This is a genomic window from Limnobacter sp. SAORIC-580 (assembly GCF_013004065.1).
GTDB lineage: Bacteria > Pseudomonadota > Gammaproteobacteria > Burkholderiales > Burkholderiaceae_B > Limnobacter > Limnobacter profundi.
Genome location: NZ_CP053084.1, coordinates 2,495,501 through 2,515,083, shown reverse-complemented (window position 1 = coordinate 2,515,083; position 19,583 = coordinate 2,495,501). Strand labels below are relative to the sequence as shown.

Below are 19,583 nucleotides of genomic sequence, written 5' to 3'. Positions count from 1 at the left end.
TATCCAACACCCATGTCGAGTCATTTCTCTTTGTCCCGGCCCCAAGGGCCCGAGTTGACGCTAAAAACTGCCAAAAGCGTGTTTGGCTGGACGGTATTGCTGACCGCCGTAATCAAACTTTGGCTGGCGTGGTTTTTCCCCATGACTGGCGACGAGGCTTTTTTCCATTTGTGGTCGACCGACCTGAATTGGGGCTACTACGATCACCCGCCCATGGTGGGTTGGTGGTTGTGGGCGCTAAGCCATGTGGGCAATGAACCTGTTGTGATTCGCAGCCTGACCTTGTTGTTAACCACTGTGATCGCCTGGGGTGTGGTGCTGCTGGCCCGTGAGCTGTTGCCGCGCGAGCAGGAGCCCCGAGCCTGGTTGGCTGGCGCCGTTTATTTGTCCATGCCAGTGTCCTGGTTTGCCGTATTTGTAACCACCGATACGCCTTTGATCTTTTTCATGGGCCTGGCCATATTCACCTATGTGAAGGCGATTCGTGCTGAATCGGGTTCGGCAATGTTTCTCGCCGGGTGCTTTCTGGGCCTTGCCTTTTTGTCCAAATACTTCGCTGTTCTATTGGGTTTTGCCTTTGGATTTCATTTGTTGTTTCAGCCGCAGCGTTTCAAATACCTGTTCTTGTTGTTGGCGGGCGTGTTGCCATTTGCCAGTGTGAACATTGGCTACAACCTGCACAATTGCTGGAATAACATCATGTTTAATCTGGTGAATCGGCACGAGGATGCACAGTTGGGGTGGGGTACGGTGTTGACCTACCTGGGCATGATGATTTATCTGATAACACCTTGGGCACTTTGGAGTTTGCTCAAGGGTAGCCGGGTTTGGTTGCGCCAAAGTGCGCTGGCCTTTGCCTTGCTGGTGCCACTGGCTCTATTTCTGCTCATCTCCCTTGAAAAAACAGTGGGCTTGCATTGGGTGTTGGGTTTTCTGCCCATTGCTTTTGTGCTTTTGGCACTGTGTACACAAGGTGTTTGGATGAGGCGTTACATTGGCTTTAATGCTGTGTTGTCGATTCCTCACCTGGTGTTGTTTGGCTTGTTGATGCACGCCGATGTGTCGGTTTGGCCGAAAAAAGACTTTCAGGAAGACGTGTTGTTTCACCGGAATATGCCAGCCATTCTTGCTGAACTTGGCAATGGTATGCCAGCCAATGGTGTATTGACCACCATTGCCTATTCGCCTGCGGCCCTGATGACTTATCACTACGGCAAAGTGGTGCCTGTTTTTGGCCCTGGCAAATACCACGCGCGCAATGATGACACCTTTGTGGACTGGCGGGAAATGGATGGCAAACCCATTCGGATTGTGGCCAAAGCCAAGCCAATTGACCCAGCGCTTTACCAGGATTACCTGAGCAACGTTTCAGTAACAACGCAAACGATCGAGGGTGTGCCTTTCACGATTGTGGATGGTAGCAACTTCAATTACCAACGGTTCAGGGATGTGGTATTGCGCGAAGCTGTGGAAAAGTACTACCAAATTCCATCGACATTGCCTGTGCTTGATTGCCCGTTTGCACGCAAGTATGGATTTGAGGAAGAATGCCGCCTGGAGCCCCAGGCGGCAAAAAACTAGTTGACTTGTTCAACAATGGTTTGCCACTTCAGTTCGCCTTTCAGCAAATTTTGTTGCTCGCCTTCCTTCTGCTTCACCGGAATTACCCAACTGCCGGTTTCTGATGTTTTCACAGGTTTTTTGTTCAGTCGCGGGTCTGCGTAAGTCACAGTTCCGGTTTCTGACACTTTCACCCAGGGCGCTTGTTCAGTGCCAGGACTATGAAACAGTTCCACTGAACTGGCCCAGGCATGCATGCTGTTTAGCCAGACTCCGTCTTCTCGAAGCTCGAGGAATGGTGCACCCTGATCATCCAGCACCTGAAATTCACTTTTCGCTGTGCCCATGCGGCTGAGCATGAAATTGTTGCCACTCAGCCCAGGCACCATGGCATTCAGGCCAGTGAATTCGGGTTCATTGACCAACAACGGGCGCCAGTAACCTGTCATAGGCTCGGCCTCAATGCGTTCAATTCGAACGCTGATGGGTTTGCCGTTGGCGACCATGGCCAGATTAAAGTGGGCAAGGTCTTCTTTGATCAAGCGGGGATCGTACCAACCATAGCCAGGCTGCTTGTCGAGCAGAACCCAATTCGGTTTTAACTTTGGGTTGTCTTTAAGGCGTTCGGGGATTGGACCACCACCGGGTTGTCGGGAACGGTGCCAACCAGTTGCGTTTAAATCTGCATACAGTTTGTCACGGTCAAATCGCAAAAAAGCGCGTTTGTCCTCGCCCAGTATTTCAACATGCTGTTGACCATCGGTGGCCAATGCAAATTGATAGGCATTTGTTTTAACCACTTGCAATGAAAGGCCTTTGGGCAATTTGGCTTTCGCACTTACAGTGGGAATTCCACCCTCCGAACCGTGTTCGGCGTGTGCTAAAACTGTGGTGCTGACAAAGGGGCTTGAAATTAGCAGGGTAGAAAAAGAAAACGCCAGGCATGCGCCCAGCGTTTTCTTCACCCAATTCGATTTAACGACGGGCATTGGCAGTCATCACTCCTTGTCCATTGCCATGCTTCAACATGAAGCTGACAGCTTTGGACGGCAACAGTGAACCATCCGCCTGCTTGGTGCGCACAAAGGTCATGTAAGCACCTTGTGGAACCACAGCGGCCTGATCTGGAATGGTAAAGCGCACACTTTGACCTGTTACAGATAGCTGGGTTTTAGGAATAACAACAGTGCGCTGATCTGCATCGGTCAAGTGAGTTGTCACTGTGTGGCGTACCAAGGTGACTGAGTCGATCTTGCTCATGTCCGTACCGGGTGCCATTTGCAGTGTGACTTGTTGACCTTTGCGGAATTCACGCATCATTGTTTTACCGTCGCCAGCTGGTGTGGCGTTGCCACCTGCAAAACCGATCAAGTTGGGGCGGTTTGGATTGTTCACATAAGGTGGTGAGTAAATCTCGAATGAGGGATCACGACCATCGTTGGGTGAAAAACCAAATGCAGCCAAATTGATGTTCTTCAGGTACAGGGTGGAAATGGGCGCGTGGCCACCGATCAGCACGCGACCGTCTTGCATCAGCAATGCAGTGTTGTGATAAGTGCGGGGGTTGTTGGCCACAGCCATTTGAGTCCACTTTTTGGTAACCGGATCAAAGCGTTCTGCGGTTTTACGTGGGAACTCCACGCCGGGTGCAGCAACGCCATCGCGGTCACCACCACTGAACACCATCACAGAATCATCGGGCATCAACACACCGGAACCATACCAGCGAGTCTCGTTCAGAGAACCAGTAACTTCACTTTGGTAATCAACAATGTTGTCACCTTCTGTTTTCACGGTGTCAATACGTGAGGAGGCTACCGCTACATATCCACCTGGCGAGGTCAAGCCGACCAGTGGGAGTACACCGCCAGCAGTCAGGAAGCTGGCCTCTTTGTACTGGCCTTGAGCGTTGGGGCGCAACGGCATCATGATTGAGAATGTTGAACCGCGCATGCCAGCACCAACCACTTTCTGCAAGGTTTGCTCAGGGTTGCCCGTGGTCACTGTGCTCAAGAGTTTTTGTAGCGCTTGAGGGCTCTTCATGGGCGCGCTCATCAAGGTTTTGGTGAGTGCGCTCATGGCTGCGTTGGGGGCAGTCAATGGATTCAGGATTTGGGTGAGTGACTCCAGACCAGCATCGCTGAACTTCAGCGGGAAGCCAGCGTAGGCCAGATCAGACCAGGTTTGGTTGGCTGGGTTGTAAGTGGCTGCAATATTCCACAATGGCTGGTCGTAAGACTGACCAAACGGGTTGAAGGCCTGGCCACCAGCGTTGTAATACACATGGCCGTTGGGCAGCAGGTGTAGGCGAGGATAAAGTGGCAAGGAGCGCTGCGCTGTTTGCGCATTGACCGTCCACTTGTTGGTCACCGGATCATAAGTTTCGGTTTGTGGTACATTGCGACCGCTTTGTTCTGGGGCCTGTGGATAGATGGGCTTCAACAGCTTCGTTACGCCACTGGCAACAAACATTTTGCTGTCGGGCAGGGTGATCAGCGCTGGGTACCAGCGGCCGAAGTTCATGTCTGCCAGTTGGCTCCAGGTGTTGGTGTTGGCGTTGTAGGCGCGGCTGTTTTTCAGGCCTTCCAGTTCGGTCAAACCATAACCAATCAAGTTGCTGCCGGGTTCGCTATAATAGGCCGTTCCGCCGACAGCCATAATGCGGCCATCAGCCAGCATGGCCACGTCGGCACAGAACAGCGCTCCGTCAGCGCTATTGGTTTCTTTGTTGGTGAGACCCGGGATCAATTCGGTGATTTCATAGCCATCCGGATTGGCACCGGAATCCACGTCTGTCGGGCGTGTCCACAAGCTGGCCGCATTTGCCCCTTCCGGGATGCGCATCATGCGGGTTTGGTCGTTAATCGCTTTTTGACCGAAGTCCACCAAAATGCTGAACTCAAAATCCTCTGTGCCTTCAAGCGCGTTGAAATACAGGAAGTCGCCATTGGGTAGCATGGAGATGGTACCCGCTGCAGGTTTGCAGCGTAGCTTGCCATTCGCGCCAATGCCTTCGCATTTGTTGTCTGTTCGAATGCCTTGTAAATCCGGATTGTTATCGTCAGCTACGGAGCGTTCGTAGACAAAAGGCTCCGCAAATGGCTTGCTGAAGGAGCCTTTCTGACCCTCAGGTGCTACGCCTTTGTTGGTGCTGACCGGGTTGAATTTGGCACCGATCAGATCGTCGAGCAGACCGGCTTGTACGGGTAATGCAGTTCCCAATCCAATGGCGATTACTGCAGATAGTTTATTCAGCTTGAACACGTGTCATCTCCTCCTAGCAAGCTGTTTTTGTAGAAGAAAGGACGGTTGCAGCTGTTTAGGTACTGCGACTGTTCTCTCTTGCCTTTGTTAACAGTTGTTACTGTTGAAGTGCATTTTTAGATGCATCTTTCTAAAAATAATAACCGTGATTATGGTTTTGAACAATCGTTGTTATACTAATTAAAGTTAGTAATGCAACGTATAAAGAGGCGATGTTTGGATGCTGTTTGAGAAGGATTTGTGAGCAAAGTCAACAGTTGGGCAGAAAAGAAAAACCCCTCAGCTTTCACTGAGGGGTTTTTTGTTTGGTGGCGAATCAGGGATTCGAACCCCGGACCTGCGGATTATGATTCCGTCGCTCTAACCGGCTGAGCTAATTCGCCGAAGACCGAGAGTATAACTGAGCTTTCTTAAAAAAAGAAGAGCTTCTTCACTTCTTTGTCATGAAAGTTAAACCATGCGCTCCACGCGCCACATTTGATATTTCAAGGCTCCCATGGCGCCAACTACAATGCTGCCCAAGGCCACGAATGAGGCCAATGACAGGGTGCTTACGCCGCTTAGTCCTTGGCCCACGGTGCAGCCCAAGGCGAGTACACCGCCCACACCCATCATCACGGCACCCACAGTGTGGTTGGCAGTGTCTTCGACACCCTGAAATGTTTCCCAGCGAAATGATTTCTCCATCAAGGCGTTGGCAGTGGCTCCCAGAATGACGCCAAAGCAGGCCACGACGCCCACTGTGAGCACCCGTGTAACGTCCGAAAAAAACATCAACCATTCAAGTGTGTAGGCATAAGGTGCCACGAAGCTGAAGCCTTCAGCCCGGTTGGCATATGTGCCCAAATAGGCTGCTTCCAGCGTGTCTGGGTGTTCTGGAATGTAAGCCACCTGAAATACGACCCACCAGGCAGCCACGATAGTGAGACCCACGCCAGCACCGCCAACAATTACTTCTTTGTTCCAGGCTGATTTGCTGCCCAATGCCATGATCAGCAGGATCACAGGCAGAGCGATAGCCAGAATGGGTATCAAACCAGCTGGCTCTTGGCTGAACAGATTGGCCAATAGCTCGGGCAAATAGGGGCTGCTGCTAAACTCAAAGCGAACCGGATCAAGGTAGTTGGCGCGAAACACGCCGAAGACGCCTTTGAGGGTCATGTACGCAGTGATTCCCATGATCACGAAAACCATCAAGGCTTTTAAGTTTCCGGCACCCAGGCGTATCAATGTTTTACTGCCGCAACCCGACGCCAATACCATGCCCGCGCCAAACAGCAGGCCACCGACAATACCTGACAGCCAAGACCATTGGCTGTTCAAAAAAATCGTGTCGTTGAGATTAGCGTGACCCGTGATGCTTAATCCCTGAAGGCCAAGTGTTGCAACGGCGATCGCCAGAAGCCACATCCGCATGCGATTCCAGTCACCAAAGTTTACAACGTCGGCAATTGCACCCATGGTGCAAAAGTGGGTGCGATGGGAAATGGCACCGAAGGCAAGGCCCACGGCAAAAGTGGCCCAAAGCACGATGCTTTGAATGCTGCTAAGGTTGATTTCTTCCATGAACCGGCACCTTTGTGTTGAAGTGCCGGTATTTTAACTGTGTATGCGCAAAAGCGCGCATAGTTGCTGCGATAACTTCCCGGGGATTATTTCAGCGCTTCGAGTCGGGCTTTCGCGCTGGCGGCCGCGGGGCTGCTGGGGTATTTGGCGATCAGCTCACCCAGGGTTTTCTTGGCGCCAGGAATGCTTTTTAACTCCAGTTGTGAACTGGCCATGCTGAGCAACGCGTCTGGTGCACGTGGGCTGTCCGGAAAATCTTTCGCCAGGTCGCGTTGTGTTACCAGCGCAGTTTTGTACTCGCCTTGTGCAAACTGGGTGCTGCCCAAAAAGTAGCGAACTTGTGGTTCAAGCTTGCTTTGTTTGTATTTGTTCAGGAAATCCTGAAATTGCAGGGCTGCGTCTTTGTAATTACCCGCCTTGAAATGATCAAGACCGGCTTGGTAATCATTGAATTGTTCGGGCGGAACCGTGAGTTCCTCACCATCAAGTTGAACGGCTTTGGGCTCAAGTTTCTTGATGCGGTCGTCAAGGTTTGTATACAGGATGCGATTGTCTTCCTGTAGCTTGCGAATGTTGTTGTTGGCGACTTCGAGATCGCCACGCAAGCGGGCGATCTCTCGGTCTTTGTCACTCAGGGACTGGGCCAATGACAGCTGCCCCTGATTCGCGGCTTCCATTCGAGCAACCCGGTCTTCAAGCACCTTAACCTGCTGGCGCAAGTCCAGAATTGCCTTGCGTGCTTCCGTGTCATCAAATATCGCAAATGCGGAATTGGATGCAAAGGCGCAGAACAGGGCAGCTACCCAGGCTTGTTGCTTGAAGTTCAAAGTCATCTCGAATGGTTTCCTTGATTACTGATAAGCGATGTCAGAGCGACGGTTTTCAGCGTAAGCGGCTTCGTTGCTACCAGTTGCTTTTGGCTTTTCTTTGCCGAAGCTGACTGTTTCAATCTGACCTTCTTTTACGCCCAAAGCCAACATCAGCGTTTTCACTGCGTCGGCACGGCGCTGGCCCAAGGCCAGGTTGTATTCAGCGCCACCGCGTTCGTCGGTGTTGCCTTGAATAACAACTTTGCGGTTGGGGTTGGCAACCAGGTATTTGGCGTGGTTTTGAACCAGCTCACGGTACTCTGACTTGACAGTGTAGCTGTCGTAGTCGAAATAAACGCTGCGCTTGGCCAGCACGCCTTGAGGATCGTTCAGGGGATCGGCATCACCTGGGGTTACTGTGGGTACGGCGCGGCCGTCACCAGAACCAGGCGCTGTGCCGGTTTTTGATTCAACTGTAGGCTTGTCGTTCAAAGGAACGGCAGAGCTACAAGCGGCCAATACGGCCACCATTGCGGAAATCGCCAAGTACTTGACCATTGAGTGTTTCATTTTTTTTCTCCAGACCTAAAGAATGTTTAGTGTAAAACCAGTTAAAACAAATTCAAAATCAATCATTTATGAACGGGCCCCAGGTGGGTTCCGAAATGTCAGCGCCCGAACTGCTCAAGGTGTACTTGATTCGTCCGTCTTTTGACACCACGGCCAGGGTCCCTTTGCCGCCCGACTTGGTCGCATACAAAATGTAACGGCCATTCGGTGCGAAGCTTGGGCTTTCGTCGCGCCCAGTATTTGTCAGCAGCATTTCTGTGCCACCTGCCAAATCCAGTGCGGCGATTCGAAATTGCCCGTCTCGACGAGTCACATATGTCAATGTTTTGTCATCGGGACTAATTCGAGGCGAGATATTGTATCCACCTTCGAATGTTACGCGTGCCGCATCACCACCATTTGTGCTCATTCGGTAAATTTGTGGGCCACCTCCTCGGTCAGAAGTGAAATAGATGCTTCGACCATCGTGACTGTAAGCGGGTTCGGTGTTGATTCCACCGGTGCTGGTCAATCGGTTCAGGCCTGATCCATCGGCATTCATCGAGAAAATTTGTGATCCACCATCTTTGGTCAGCACCACTGCAAGTTGCTGGCCATTGGCTGACCAGGCTGGCGCACTGTTGCTGCCTTTGAAATTCGCCATTGCCTTGCGGCGACCTGTTGCAAGTGTGTGAACAAACACAACAGGTTTGCGCGTTTCGAATGAAACATATGCAAGTTGTGTGCCGTCTGGCGACCAGGCTGGCGAAATAATGGGTTCTTTGGATGCCAGGGCTACTTGTGGGTTGGCACCATCGGCATCCGCAATAATCAGGCGGTAGCGACCAGGGGCTTTTTCAACATAGGCCAGGCGCGTGGAAAACACACCTTTCTCACCCAGCATTTTTTCGTACACAAAATCGGCAATTTTGTGGGCATGCAGGCGCAAGGCTGAGGGTGCAATCACATAGCTGAATTTGCCGAGTGACTTTTGCTGGGCTGTGTCGTGCAGGTTAAAGCGCAAGTCCAAGCGCCCGTCAGGCAGCTTTTTCACCGAACCCACGATCAGGGCGTCCACGCCAATTGATTTCCAGGCAGAGGGGTCGATCAGCGTGGATTCATTCAATTCAACATTGCTGGTGGTGTTGATGGCCCGAAAAAAACCACTTCGCACCAAGTCGTCTTCGATCACCTTTTTGATGTCTTCAGGCAAACCCTGGTTGCCTTGGAAAGGTGCTGCCGAGAATGCAATTTGATTGGTGCCCACCCCGGTGATGTCAATTTTCAGTTGTGCCTGCGCAGATGTTGACACTGCAGCAAACGCAGCGACAGCCAGCAGGGCGCGCGCGGCTCGCTGCAGGCGAAGCCACAGCGTAGTTGTTGATGGTAAATACATGGCTTGGTTGGCGTAGTTCATTGTTTCACTATGAATTAAACGTCTTTTGGACGGAATGAGAGGACAAGCACTGGTTCAACTGAACCGTCTTCGGCCCTGGGTAGCGGGCTGGAGCGCTGCAAGGCACGCTCCACAGCGCTGTCCCACGCTGGCAACCCACTGCTTTTTTTCTGTGTAATAGAGACAATCTCCCCGTTGGGAAGTTGCTTGACCTCGAACACTGCTTCCGGGTTTCCGTCGACTGTGTCGGCTCCGGGAAACACCAGTTTACTGCGTACATATTGCCGAATTCGGTCACTGTACAGCGCTTTGTTTCGACTGGTGCCGGCAGAGGTGCTGCCGGTATTGGGCGCTCCACCCATAATGCGCGCAAGCTCTTCCTGGCGCAGTTTCTTGGCCACTTCAGGATCAATTTTGGGTTCTGGCTTCTTCGGCTCAGGCTTGGGTTCGGGTTTTTTCGGTTCTGGCTTTGGCTCCGGCTTTTTTGGTTCTGGCTTGGGCTCGGGTTTTTTCGGTTCTGGCTTTGGCTCGGGCTTCTTCTTGGGCTCGGGTTTGGGCAATTCGATATCGGCTTTGGGTGGCTCCACTGGCTTGGGTGGTGGCGGTGTTTCAACCACAGGCTTCGGTGGCTCGGGTTCTGGCACTGGTTCGGGTTTGGGCTGTTGCACGGCAATTGGCTCATTGGCCGGCATTTCAGACCACAACACTGCTTCAAACGCAGCCGGTTCCTCTGTGTTCCAGTTCAACCCCACCACAAAAAACGCCACCAAAGTTAAATGCGCAAGCACGGACACGGTCAGCCCTGCCTTTTCGCCAGTGTGATCCACCGGGGGGTCAAGGCGTGCCTCAAGCCCGCTTTCCTTGCTCATTTTGGAAAGCAATTCTTGGTGGGCTGGTGTGAATTCCCAGCCGTTGCGTGGTCGGGTTAAGTCTGCGCTCATTTGCTTTTCGGTTTCACCAGCAGGCCGACTTTCTGGATTTGTGCGTTTTGCAAAGCATCCATTGCGTCAACCACGGCCTGATACTGAATGGCTTTCTCGGCTGAAATGACCACAGGGCGATCTGGCTCGTCGGCCTGCAATTTTTTCACTTCAGCGGCCAGGTTTTCCAAAGTCACTTCGGTGGTTTTATTGGTTTTCATGTCCTTGACCAGCAAATTGCCCACCTGGCGTACAGTCACTTCGATGGGGCGCATTTGCTTGGGTGGATTGGTGTTGGCCATGGACGGCAAATCAATCACTGATGGAGTAATCATTGGGGCCGTGACCATGAAAATGATCAGCAACACCAACATCACGTCAATGTAGGGCACCACATTGATCTCGTTCATGGCGCGTCTGGATTTTCGTCCAAGTTCGGCTTTCATCGATTAAATTTCCTGTTGCTCATTGCTGGTGTCGTTGCTGCCATTCGTGCTGCCATTAGTGTTGGCGTTGCAGAATGTTCAAAAATTCTTCAACGAAAGATTCAAACTGGGTAGACAAGCGATCAATGTCATTGGCGTAGCGGTTGTAAGCCACCACTGCCGGAATGGCGGCGAACAGACCGATTGCGGTAGCAATCAGCGCTTCAGCAATGCCCGGTGCTACTGACGCCAGGGTGGCTTGTTGCACATTGGCCAAGCCCACGAAGGCATGCATGATGCCCCACACCGTGCCGAACAGGCCAATGTAGGGGCTGACGGAACCGGCCGATGCGAGAAAGGGGAGATTGCGTTCCAGAATTTCATTCTCGCGCTGGAATGCGGCTTTCATGGCGCGGCGGGCACCGTCGATGATCAGGGAATAATCAGTTAAACCTTTTTTGTCGCGGGCGCGAAGAAACTCGCTCATGCCAGCCTCGAAAATACGTTCAAGCGGGCCTGCATCGTTGCGGCGCATGCCGGCGCGTTGAAACAGGGTATTCAGGTCTCCGCCCGACCAGAATTCTTCTTCAAATTTGTCGGCCTGTTGCTTGGTGCGCTTCAATACGGCCCATTTTTTGAAAATGGTGGCCCATGAAATGAGGGAAATCATGACCAGAATCAGCATGACCAACTGGACAACCAGGCTGGCCTCTGCGATCAGGGAAATGAACGACATGTCGGTAGAGATATCCATTAACAATCCGCGGTAAGGAAAATGATTTGTTTCTTGTAACGCACTACGGCATCAATTGGTTGAGTTGTTGATACACAGCGGGGGGTATTGCGCTGGGTTTCAGGGTTTCCGTGTTGACACAGCCCACCTTGGTTTTGCCCTCGCACAGCACCTCGCCGTTGCGCGTTACGATTTGCTTGAAGACTGCGGAAACTCGCTTAAGTTCAGTGAGTTCCACTGATATTTCAAGTACATCCTCAAGTTTAGCAGAGCGAAGGTAGTTCAATTCTGTTCGGCTGACAACGAACACCAAATGATGGTCATTCATCAGCGATTTCATGCCGATACTTTGCTGCAGGAACCATTCACTTCGTGCACGTTCCATGAATTTGAGGTAATTGCCGTAATAAACGATGCCCCCGGCATCGGTGTCTTCAAAATAAACGCGCAGAGAGTACTTGAATGTCATGAAATGGCCCGTCTCTAGTATGCTTACAATATTGTAAGCAGGAGTAGGGCTTTCCTTAGGGGTTGTGGGATCCTGCCACTATTAAATTAATTAAATATTCACATTCAAATAACAACGAGAAGCGGAGACCACTGACATGGCGAGAAATATCCCATTGCTGGATGCATCCTGGCTGTACGTCGAATCAAAAGAAGCGCCCATGCATGTAGGCAGCATGGCAATTTTCACTGTGCCAGAGGGCGAAACCACTCAACAAGCCGTTGGCCGGATCGTTCAGTTGCTGCGAAACTCCGTGGAGTTTGCACCGCCTTTCAATTACCGTTTGTCCAGTCCCCGCTTGTTGACCTTGATGCCCAAATGGATTGAGGCTGACAAAATTGATCTGGATTATCACTTCCGTCACAGCGCTTTGCCGGCACCTGGCGGTGAACGCGAATTGGGTACACTGATTTCCCGTCTGCATTCTCACCCGCTGGATTTTCGAAAACCACTGTGGGAAATGCACCTGATTGAAGGCCTTTACGGCAATCGTTTCGCCTTGTACACCAAAATGCACCATTCGCTGATGGACGGTGTGGGTGGTATGCGTTTGATGGAGCGCATTTTTGGCAAGTCTGCAAAAGAAAGTATGTCGCTGCCTGCCCCTTGGTCTGTTGGCACCATTAGCCGAAAGAAAAAGAACACTGAACCCCAGCACTTCGCGGACCAGGCTCGGGAAGCCTGGGAGGCTGCAAAGCTCAGTGGGCAATCCTTGCCCGCCGCGGGTCGTGCACTCATGGATTTGATGCGAGAAGCGGTCAAACCCACAGATCCGGCTTTGGCCACACCGTTTTCAGGTCCGAAATCAATTGTGAACAAGCGCGTGGGTGGAGCCCGCCGACTGGCCACTCAAACATATCCGCTAGAGCGTATTCGCGCCGTGGCCGAGGCGGCCAAGGTGAGTGTGAACGATATTTTTCTGGCGATTTGTTCGAGTTCCATTCGTCGCTATTTGCTGGAACGTGATGCCTTGCCGTCCGAGTCGTTGACAGCCGGTTTGCCAGTGTCCGTGCGCCCGGCCGACGACCTGGATGGCGGCAATGCGATCAGTTTTATTATCGCCAACCTGTACACCACGGAAAGTGATCCTCTGACTCGTTTGAAGGAAATTCGTCGTTCGACGCAATTGGCCAAGGCCAATTTGCAAGCCATGCCCAAAGAAGCGATCAACAACTACACCATTATGTTGATGGCGCCGATGATGTTGCAATTGGTGTCAGGCTTGGGTGGTTTGACACGGCCAATTTTCAACACGGTAATTTCAAATGTACCGGGCCCCTCACGCGACCTGTATTTTTCGGGTTGTCGTCTGGAACAGTTTTATCCAATCTCCTTGATTCCTCACGGGCAGGCTTTAAACATCACGGTGGTAAGTTACTCGGGCCAGTTCAATGTGGCGTTTACTGGCGATCACGATGCCTTGCCTTCCATGCAGCGTTTGTCGGTGTACACCGGCGAGGCACTGGAAGAGCTTGAAGCCGCGTTGGGCGTGACGTGGGAAAGCAAGAGGGTTGAGCCGATTGTTTCTAGCAAGGCAACCACTGAAAAGCGACCTGTAGCGGCGAAGAAGCCGGCGGTGCGAAAGCCAGCCACGGCGAAAGTGGGTGCAAGTAAGCCGGTGAAAGCGGCTGAGGATTGATTGGGACTTCGCTGCTGAGTTGGCGAAGGAAATCTGCAGCCCAGGGCCTACAGCAAATCGCCTTGCTGCGAATTTGCTGCATGCGTGCCCGCCAAACTGGCTGGTGCAGTCAAACCAAAGTGTGCGTAAGTATTCAAGGTTGCAATGCGGCCACGAGGCGTGCGTTGAATGTAGCCTTGCTGAATCAGATAGGGTTCAATCACGTCCTCGATCGTGTCTTTTTCCTCACCAATTGCAGCGGCCACACTTTCGAGCCCCACTGGCCCGCCACCAAATTTGTGGATGATGGTTTCCAGTAATCGGCGATCCATCGGATCCAGGCCCACTTTGTCCACGTCTAGCATGCTTAGGGCAGCATCGGCCACAGCAGCAGTAATTACGCCATCGGCTTTCACCTGCGCATAATCGCGAACTCGGCGCAACAGGCGGTTGGCGATGCGTGGAGTGCCGCGTGAGCGGCGTGCAATTTCCAGGCAGCCGGAGGCCTCTGCCGGGGTGTCCAGCAAATTGGCTGAACGAGCCACAATGCGCGAAAGCTCTTCGGGGGTGTAAAACTCAAGCCTGGACACAATGCCAAACCGGTCGCGCAGCGGGTTGGTCAACATGCCGGCACGGGTAGTGGCACCCACCAGCGTGAATGGCTGCAAATCGAGTTTCACGCTTCGAGCCGCTGGCCCTTCGCCGATCATGATGTCGATTTGATAGTCTTCAAGCGCGGGATACAAAATTTCTTCCACCACAGGCGACAATCTGTGAATTTCATCGATGAACAACACATCGTTGGCTTCAAGGTTGGTCAGCAATGCCGCCAAGTCGCCTGGGCGTTCAAGCACCGGGCCTGAAGTTTGGCGCAGGTTTACACCCATCTCACGGGCCAGAATATGGGCCAGTGTGGTTTTGCCCAAGCCAGGCGGGCCAAATAGCAGCACGTGGTCAAGTGCTTCTTTGCGCGCGCGCGCTGCTGCGATAAAGATATCGAGTTGATCGCGAATTTTTTGTTGCCCCACATATTCGTCCAAATGCTTGGGGCGCAATGCGCGCTCAAAGGCTTCTTCGGCGGGAGTGGTTTTGCTTGGGCTGATGAGGCGATCGGGTTCAATCATCGTGGATTATCTCGGTTAGCCTTTTGACAAATTGCGTAGTGCCAGCTTCAAGCCATCAGTGACACTGGTGCCCTCGGGCAGACCCTTGCAGGCCAGCGCGGCTTCTTTGTCAGAATAACCCAGTGCGCACAGGGCTTGAACAATTTCGCTTTGATTTCCAATTGGCAGTGGCATGCCTTCTGCAATATTGGCGGTGCCGCCCAGTGCCACAATTTGTCCTTTCAGTTCCAATAACAAACGTTCAGCTGTTTTCTTGCCAATGCCGGGAATTTTCACCATGCGCGCTGTTTCCTGGCTTTGTACGGCCAGCAGAAAGTCGTGGGTGGAAATAGACGACAAAATGGCCAAGGCAGTTCGCGGACCAATGCCTGACACCTTGATCAAGGTTTTGAACAGGTTTTTTTCCGCAATGTTTTGAAAGCCGTACAGGGTGTGCGCGTCTTCGCGAACAACCAGATGAGTAAGCAAGGTGCAAATGCCATTAATTTCCGGCAAGTTGAACAACGTGCTCATGGGCACCTGCAGTTCATAGCCAACACCTTGAACATCGACCAGAACCCAGGGTGCATTTTTTTCGAGCAAAGTGCCTTTCAGGCGACCAATCATTGCAGTTTCTCCACACTGTTCATAATCACAGTAAACTGAATTTGATTATACGCCAAGCGAATTCATTTCCAGCTGGTGCGGCCCTTTCGGGTGCGTGTTTTGAAAATACTGGCAGGCAGGTCTTTGGCAGCCAGTGCACCCAACAGTTTGCTGCTTTGTGCGTGGGTTAAGGCCGCGGCCAAGGCATCGGCCGCATCGGCTGAAGGGTGGGCTGGCAGCTTGAGCAAACGTTTCACCATTTCCTGCACCTGTTCTTTGTTGGCTTTGCCATGCCCAACAATTGCTTGCTTGATTTGCAACGCGGTGTATTCAGTTACTGCGAGCCCACTGTGGGTGAGTGCGGTGAGCACCGCACCACGTGCTTGACCAAGCAGCAGCGTTGATTGCGGGTTCACGTTCACAAACACTTTTTCAACTACGGCCACTTGGGGTTTGTACAGATCGGCCAGTTCGCAAAGCCCAGTGAACAGGGTGTGTAAACGGTCGGGCAGGGAAGCGTCGGAATTGGATCGGATCACACCACTGGCCACGTAAATCTGTTGGCTTTCAATGATATCGACCACGCCGTAACCGGTGATGCGCAGGCCCGGGTCTATGCCAAGTATGCGCATCACAGCTGAGGGTGTGTGGTGTTGAAATTAATGGCGGAAGTGGCGCACACCGGTCAGCACCATCACAATGTTACGTTCATCGGCCGCTGCAATCACTTCCTCGTCGCGCATGGAACCACCGGGCTGAATTACGCAGCTTGCGCCTGCATCGACCACCACATCCAGACCATCGCGGAAGGGGAAGAATGCATCGGATGCAACAGCGCTATCGGCCAAAGTAAGGCCTGCGTTTTGTGCCTTGATGGATGCAATGCGTGCAGAATCCACACGGCTCATTTGGCCAGCACCCACACCCATGGTCATGCCGTCCTTGCAGAACACAATCGCATTGCTTTTCACAAATTTCGCACAGCGCCAGGCGAACATCAAATCAGCCCATTGCTGCTCGGTAGGCTGGCGTTTGCTGACCACTTTGATTTCACTTTGCTGCACATTGCGTTCATCGGGGCTTTGCACCAGCAAGCCACCACCCACGCGTTTGTAATCAAACTTGTGCATGCCTGTCTCTACTGGAATTTCCAGCAGGCGAACGTTTTGTTTGGCGAAAAATACCGTGCGTGCGGCTTCATCAAACGAAGGTGCAATGACCACTTCGACAAACTGTTTTGCCACGGCTTGTGCGGTGGCTTCATCGACTGGGCGGTTAAAGGCAATGATGCCGCCAAATGCGGAAGTGGGGTCTGTTTTGAAAGCCTTGTGATAGGCATTCAATGTGCCTTCGGCCACAGCCACGCCACACGGATTGGCGTGTTTGATAATGACACAGGCGGGGGCGTCGAATGTTTTGACGCATTCCCAGGCTGCATCGGAATCAGCAATGTTGTTGAAGCTCAATTCCTTGCCCTGCAACTGGCGGTAGTTGGCCAGCAAGCCAACGGGTGCTTTCGCCTCACGGTAGAACGCCGCACTTTGGTGTGGGTTCTCGCCGTAGCGCATGTCTTGCACTTTGTGGAATTGCATGGAAAGCACTTCCGGGTATTCAATGCGAGCGGGTGTGTCTTCCAGTGCGCCTTCAGTGCCTGTGAGGCTGGTCAGAAAGGCAGCAATTGCGCCGTCATAGCGCGCAGTGTGGGCGTAAGCTTTCGCTGCCAAACCACTGCGTGTTTTCAGTGTGGTTGAACCGTCATTGCTTTTGATTTCATCGATGACTTTGCCGTAATCGGCGGGGTCAACAATGATAGTGACGCCTGTGTAGTTTTTTGCAGAAGCGCGCACCATGGCTGGGCCGCCAATGTCGATATTCTCAATTGCATCTTCCAGCTTCACATTGTCGCCGGCAGTCGCCTTGTCGAAGGGATACAGATTCACTGCCACCAAATCGATTGCGCCAATACCATGTTCTTCCATGGCATCCAGGTGGCTTTGCAAATCGCGGCGCGCAAGAATGCCACCGTGAATTTTGGGGTGCAGAGTTTTTACGCGACCATCCATAATTTCAGGAAAGCCGGTGTGGCTGCTTACTTCTTTCACGACCAGGCCTTTTTCAGCCAGCAGTTTGGCAGTTCCGCCTGTGGACAATATTTCCACACCGCGATCGGCCAACGCTTTGGCCAACTCAAGAATGCCGGTTTTGTCGGACACGCTCAGCAGCGCGCGTTTGATGGTTGGATTTGATGTCATGGTTTCAGAGGCCGGTTTTGAGGCGGCCGGTAAAAAATTAATAATCAGATGAGGCCGTGTTGCTGCAGTTTTTTGCGCAGTGTGTTGCGGTTGATGCCCAGCATTTGGCTTGCAATGGTTTGGTTCATGTTGGCTTTTTCCATGACCACCTCGAGCATGGGTCGCTCCACGGCAGACAGCACCATGTCGTAAACCGACTTGGCGCATTCACCTTCAAGATCGTCAAAGAACTTGTCCAGGTTATTGCGTATGCACTCTGAAATGGTGATGGGACTTAGATCGCTGTCATTGGGTTTCATGCTGCCAATCTTCTTTTTGGTGTTGGTTGGAGTGAATCGTTTGCAGCGGCGAAGTACTGTTGGCCGCTTGATAACCAGTTCAGAAAAAATTCATCAACAATGCGCAATTGTTCGCAGGTGGTTTGCGCCAACATGAGTTGGTCGACCACAGTGTTGTTTTTTCCGGCTGGGCCGCAAAGATACCATTGCAAATGCTTTCGGGCGGTGAGCATGCCCGTTTTCTCTCCATAAAATTCATGGTGATCACGCAAGTGATGCATCATGACTTCATGGGCTTCTTCCAGGGTGGGTGGATCAATGTGTTCACCCGTTTTCAGGTAATGCAGTACTTCTCTAAAAATCCAGGGGTTGCCTTGGGCAGCCCGGCCTATCATCAGACCGTCTGCGCCGGTGTAATCCAGCACGTATTTTGCCTTCTCAGGGCTGATGATGTCGCCGTTGGCGATCACTGGAATGCTGACCGCCTGCTTCACTGCCTTGATGGTGTCGTACTCGGCGTCACCCGCGTATCCACAGGCACGCGTGCGGCCATGAAGCGTGAGAAGTGAAACGCCAATAGACTCGGCCATTTGCGCAATGTGAATTGCATTTTTGTGTTCTGGTGACCAGCCAGTGCGGTACTTCAAAGTAAGTGGCACGCCGCGTTGTTCACATTCAGCATGCACAGCTTTTAAAATCTGCTCGACCAGACTTTCGTTTTGCAACAATGCAGAACCTGCCGCAACCGCACACACTTTTTTTGCGGGGCAGCCCATGTTGACGTCGATGATTTGTGCGCCGCGTTCAATGTTGTAGGCAGCGGCGTGCGCCATCATTTCCGGGTCGGCTCCCGCAATTTGTACTGCGATGGGTTTGGTTTCGCCGTAGTGGTTCAATCTGCGCGTGCTTTTGTCAGTTTTCCACAAAGCGGGGTTGCTTGCCGCCATTTCCGACACAGCATGTCCCGCGCCCAGTTTTTTGCACAACTGGCGGAAGGGGCGATCTGTCACGCCGGCCATTGGGGCCAAGAACAGATTATTTGGAAGTGTTAAATGAGCAATGCGCACGTTGCACAAAATTTAAGCAAATTTCGAGCAGCCCATTGTAACGGGCAGGGCGATTTTATTCGACCCTAAAACTGGAAAAAAACGGAAATTTTTTACTTGACTTCTGTTTGTCAAAGTGGTCCGCAAGGCCTTGCCTGCCCTAGGGGGAAGAAGGCCATTGTATGAAGAATTCTCACAGTACAGGTACTTCGGCAGGATTCATTTTTGACAGGGCTTTGTGCGGTGTGTGGTAATCGGGCATCAGGCTTTCAACCACGGCCCAAAAGCGCACACTGTGATTCATTTCAACCAGGTGTGCCAATTCGTGTGCAATCACGTATTCAATCAGTTGTGGTGGGTAGTGCACCAAACGCCAGTTCAAACGAACCTCTCGCTTGCTGTTGCAACTGCCCCAACGCGAGCCGGGACTGCTCAAGTGGATGGAAAAGCTGGGTAGGCGTTGTGCTGCCGGTTGACGTTCAAGCAGCTTGGTGGCCATGTGTGTGAACACTTCTTTGGCATGGGCTTTCAACACTTTCTCAATGGCCTTGTCGCGCTGTAAGGTACTTTCGCAGGCCGGTAAGGCAATGCTTTTTGTCCATGGGTTCAGCATTGCTTTGCAGCGAGGTGGCAGTGTTTCAAGGTGATAAGGCTCGCCCCGAACAGGAATTGGTTTGCCTTCGTCTAGCAGGCTTGAAAGCGAAATGGTTTGTTTGCAGCGCACCTCCCATTGTTTCAGGCGCTGTTCGATCCACGACGATTTCGTCGCAATAATGTCATTGAGCTCGGTGATTGGAAGGCGCAATGGCGCAGAAATTTGCAGGCCTTGGTCACCAATTAAAAACCCCACCGACCTGCGTTTGCTGCGCTTCAGAATATAGCGGCACACGCCCCACGGCAGTTCAATACTGCGAACTTCGGTGGGGTTGGGTGCCGCTGTTAGTTGCATG

Annotated in this window: 19 protein-coding genes and 1 tRNA gene; 2 read left to right on the top strand and 18 right to left on the bottom strand. The window is 52.2% G+C overall.

The features are described 5' to 3' along the window. Positions 1–12: 12 nt before the first annotated feature. Positions 13–1,581, top strand: coding sequence for an ArnT family glycosyltransferase (locus tag HKT17_RS11805; protein WP_171100273.1), 1,569 nt, complete (start codon positions 13–15; stop codon positions 1,579–1,581). On the opposite strand, the gene HKT17_RS11800 is transcribed toward HKT17_RS11805, so the two are convergent. The 11 genes from HKT17_RS11800 to ybgC form a co-directional block, all read right to left on the bottom strand. Next, positions 1,578–2,549, bottom strand: coding sequence for a hypothetical protein (locus tag HKT17_RS11800; protein ID WP_171100270.1), 972 nt, complete (start codon positions 2,547–2,549; stop codon positions 1,578–1,580). The genes HKT17_RS11805 and HKT17_RS11800 overlap by 4 nt on opposite strands. Then, entirely contained in the window at positions 2,536–4,824 is a 2,289-nt protein-coding gene (locus HKT17_RS11795; RefSeq protein WP_105027079.1) for a galactose oxidase early set domain-containing protein, read from the bottom strand. Before HKT17_RS11795 ends, HKT17_RS11800 begins: the two co-directional genes overlap by 14 nt. A gap of 306 nt (positions 4,825–5,130) precedes the next feature. Beyond that, a tRNA-Met gene (locus HKT17_RS11790) sits at positions 5,131–5,207 on the bottom strand. Positions 5,208–5,274: 67 nt separating this feature from the next. After that, the gene (locus tag HKT17_RS11785; RefSeq protein ID WP_171100268.1) at positions 5,275–6,390 is read right to left on the bottom strand and encodes a YeeE/YedE family protein; all 1,116 of its coding nucleotides are present in this window, start codon (positions 6,388–6,390) and stop codon (positions 5,275–5,277) included. Positions 6,391–6,476: 86 nt separating this feature from the next. Next, positions 6,477–7,223, bottom strand: coding sequence for a tol-pal system protein YbgF (ybgF, locus tag HKT17_RS11780; RefSeq protein ID WP_171100266.1), 747 nt, complete (start codon positions 7,221–7,223; stop codon positions 6,477–6,479). Between the two features lie 18 nt (positions 7,224–7,241). Further along, positions 7,242–7,769, bottom strand: coding sequence for a peptidoglycan-associated lipoprotein Pal (gene pal, locus HKT17_RS11775; RefSeq protein WP_105027076.1), 528 nt, complete (start codon positions 7,767–7,769; stop codon positions 7,242–7,244). Positions 7,770–7,827: 58 nt separating this feature from the next. Beyond that, the gene (gene tolB / locus HKT17_RS11770; RefSeq protein WP_171100264.1) at positions 7,828–9,165 is read right to left on the bottom strand and encodes a Tol-Pal system beta propeller repeat protein TolB; all 1,338 of its coding nucleotides are present in this window, start codon (positions 9,163–9,165) and stop codon (positions 7,828–7,830) included. 14 nt (positions 9,166–9,179) lie between these two features. After that, on the bottom strand, positions 9,180–10,085 hold the full coding sequence (locus tag HKT17_RS11765; RefSeq protein ID WP_205882427.1) for an energy transducer TonB: 906 nt from the start codon (positions 10,083–10,085) through the stop codon (positions 9,180–9,182). Beyond that, positions 10,082–10,510 carry a protein TolR gene (gene tolR, locus HKT17_RS11760; protein ID WP_171100262.1) on the bottom strand — a complete coding sequence of 143 codons (429 nt, stop codon included), beginning with the start codon at positions 10,508–10,510 and terminating at the stop codon, positions 10,082–10,084. The genes HKT17_RS11765 and tolR overlap by 4 nt, the downstream gene beginning before the upstream one ends. Before the next feature lie 55 nt (positions 10,511–10,565). After that, complete coding sequence (gene tolQ / locus HKT17_RS11755) at positions 10,566–11,243, bottom strand: protein TolQ (RefSeq protein ID WP_040513351.1); 678 nt, start codon at positions 11,241–11,243, stop codon at positions 10,566–10,568. 43 nt (positions 11,244–11,286) lie between these two features. Then, positions 11,287–11,691 (bottom strand): tol-pal system-associated acyl-CoA thioesterase, encoded by a 405-nt coding sequence (gene ybgC, locus HKT17_RS11750; protein WP_105027074.1) that lies wholly within the window; start codon positions 11,689–11,691, stop codon positions 11,287–11,289. A gap of 136 nt (positions 11,692–11,827) precedes the next feature. Here ybgC and HKT17_RS11745 point away from each other — a divergent pair, with 136 nt between their 5' ends. Next, a complete protein-coding gene (locus tag HKT17_RS11745; RefSeq protein ID WP_171100259.1) occupies positions 11,828–13,369 on the top strand; it encodes a WS/DGAT/MGAT family O-acyltransferase in 1,542 nt (513 codons plus the stop codon). Between the two features lie 47 nt (positions 13,370–13,416). On the opposite strand, the gene ruvB is transcribed toward HKT17_RS11745, so the two are convergent. The 7 genes from ruvB to HKT17_RS11710 all read right to left on the bottom strand — a co-directional run bounded on the left by ruvB (position 13,417) and on the right by HKT17_RS11710 (position 19,582). Beyond that, on the bottom strand, positions 13,417–14,472 hold the full coding sequence (gene ruvB / locus HKT17_RS11740) for a Holliday junction branch migration DNA helicase RuvB (protein ID WP_105027072.1): 1,056 nt from the start codon (positions 14,470–14,472) through the stop codon (positions 13,417–13,419). A 15-nt stretch (positions 14,473–14,487) separates the two neighbouring features. Further along, a complete protein-coding gene (gene ruvA / locus HKT17_RS11735; protein WP_171100257.1) occupies positions 14,488–15,078 on the bottom strand; it encodes a Holliday junction branch migration protein RuvA in 591 nt (196 codons plus the stop codon). Between the two features lie 62 nt (positions 15,079–15,140). Continuing rightward, on the bottom strand, positions 15,141–15,689 hold the full coding sequence (gene ruvC, locus HKT17_RS11730) for a crossover junction endodeoxyribonuclease RuvC (RefSeq protein WP_105027070.1): 549 nt from the start codon (positions 15,687–15,689) through the stop codon (positions 15,141–15,143). Positions 15,690–15,716: 27 nt separating this feature from the next. Then, the gene (gene purH / locus HKT17_RS11725) at positions 15,717–17,309 is read right to left on the bottom strand and encodes a bifunctional phosphoribosylaminoimidazolecarboxamide formyltransferase/IMP cyclohydrolase (RefSeq protein WP_171100255.1); all 1,593 of its coding nucleotides are present in this window, start codon (positions 17,307–17,309) and stop codon (positions 15,717–15,719) included. Positions 17,310–17,353: 44 nt separating this feature from the next. Beyond that, positions 17,354–17,608 (bottom strand): Fis family transcriptional regulator, encoded by a 255-nt coding sequence (locus HKT17_RS11720; protein ID WP_105027068.1) that lies wholly within the window; start codon positions 17,606–17,608, stop codon positions 17,354–17,356. Beyond that, positions 17,605–18,654, bottom strand: a complete 1,050-nt coding sequence (gene dusB, locus HKT17_RS11715) for a tRNA dihydrouridine synthase DusB (RefSeq protein ID WP_256367089.1) — start codon at positions 18,652–18,654, stop codon at positions 17,605–17,607. Before dusB ends, HKT17_RS11720 begins: the two co-directional genes overlap by 4 nt. 172 nt (positions 18,655–18,826) lie before the next feature. After that, positions 18,827–19,582, bottom strand: coding sequence for a M48 family metallopeptidase (locus tag HKT17_RS11710; protein WP_171100253.1), 756 nt, complete (start codon positions 19,580–19,582; stop codon positions 18,827–18,829). Position 19,583: the final 1 nt, after the last annotated feature.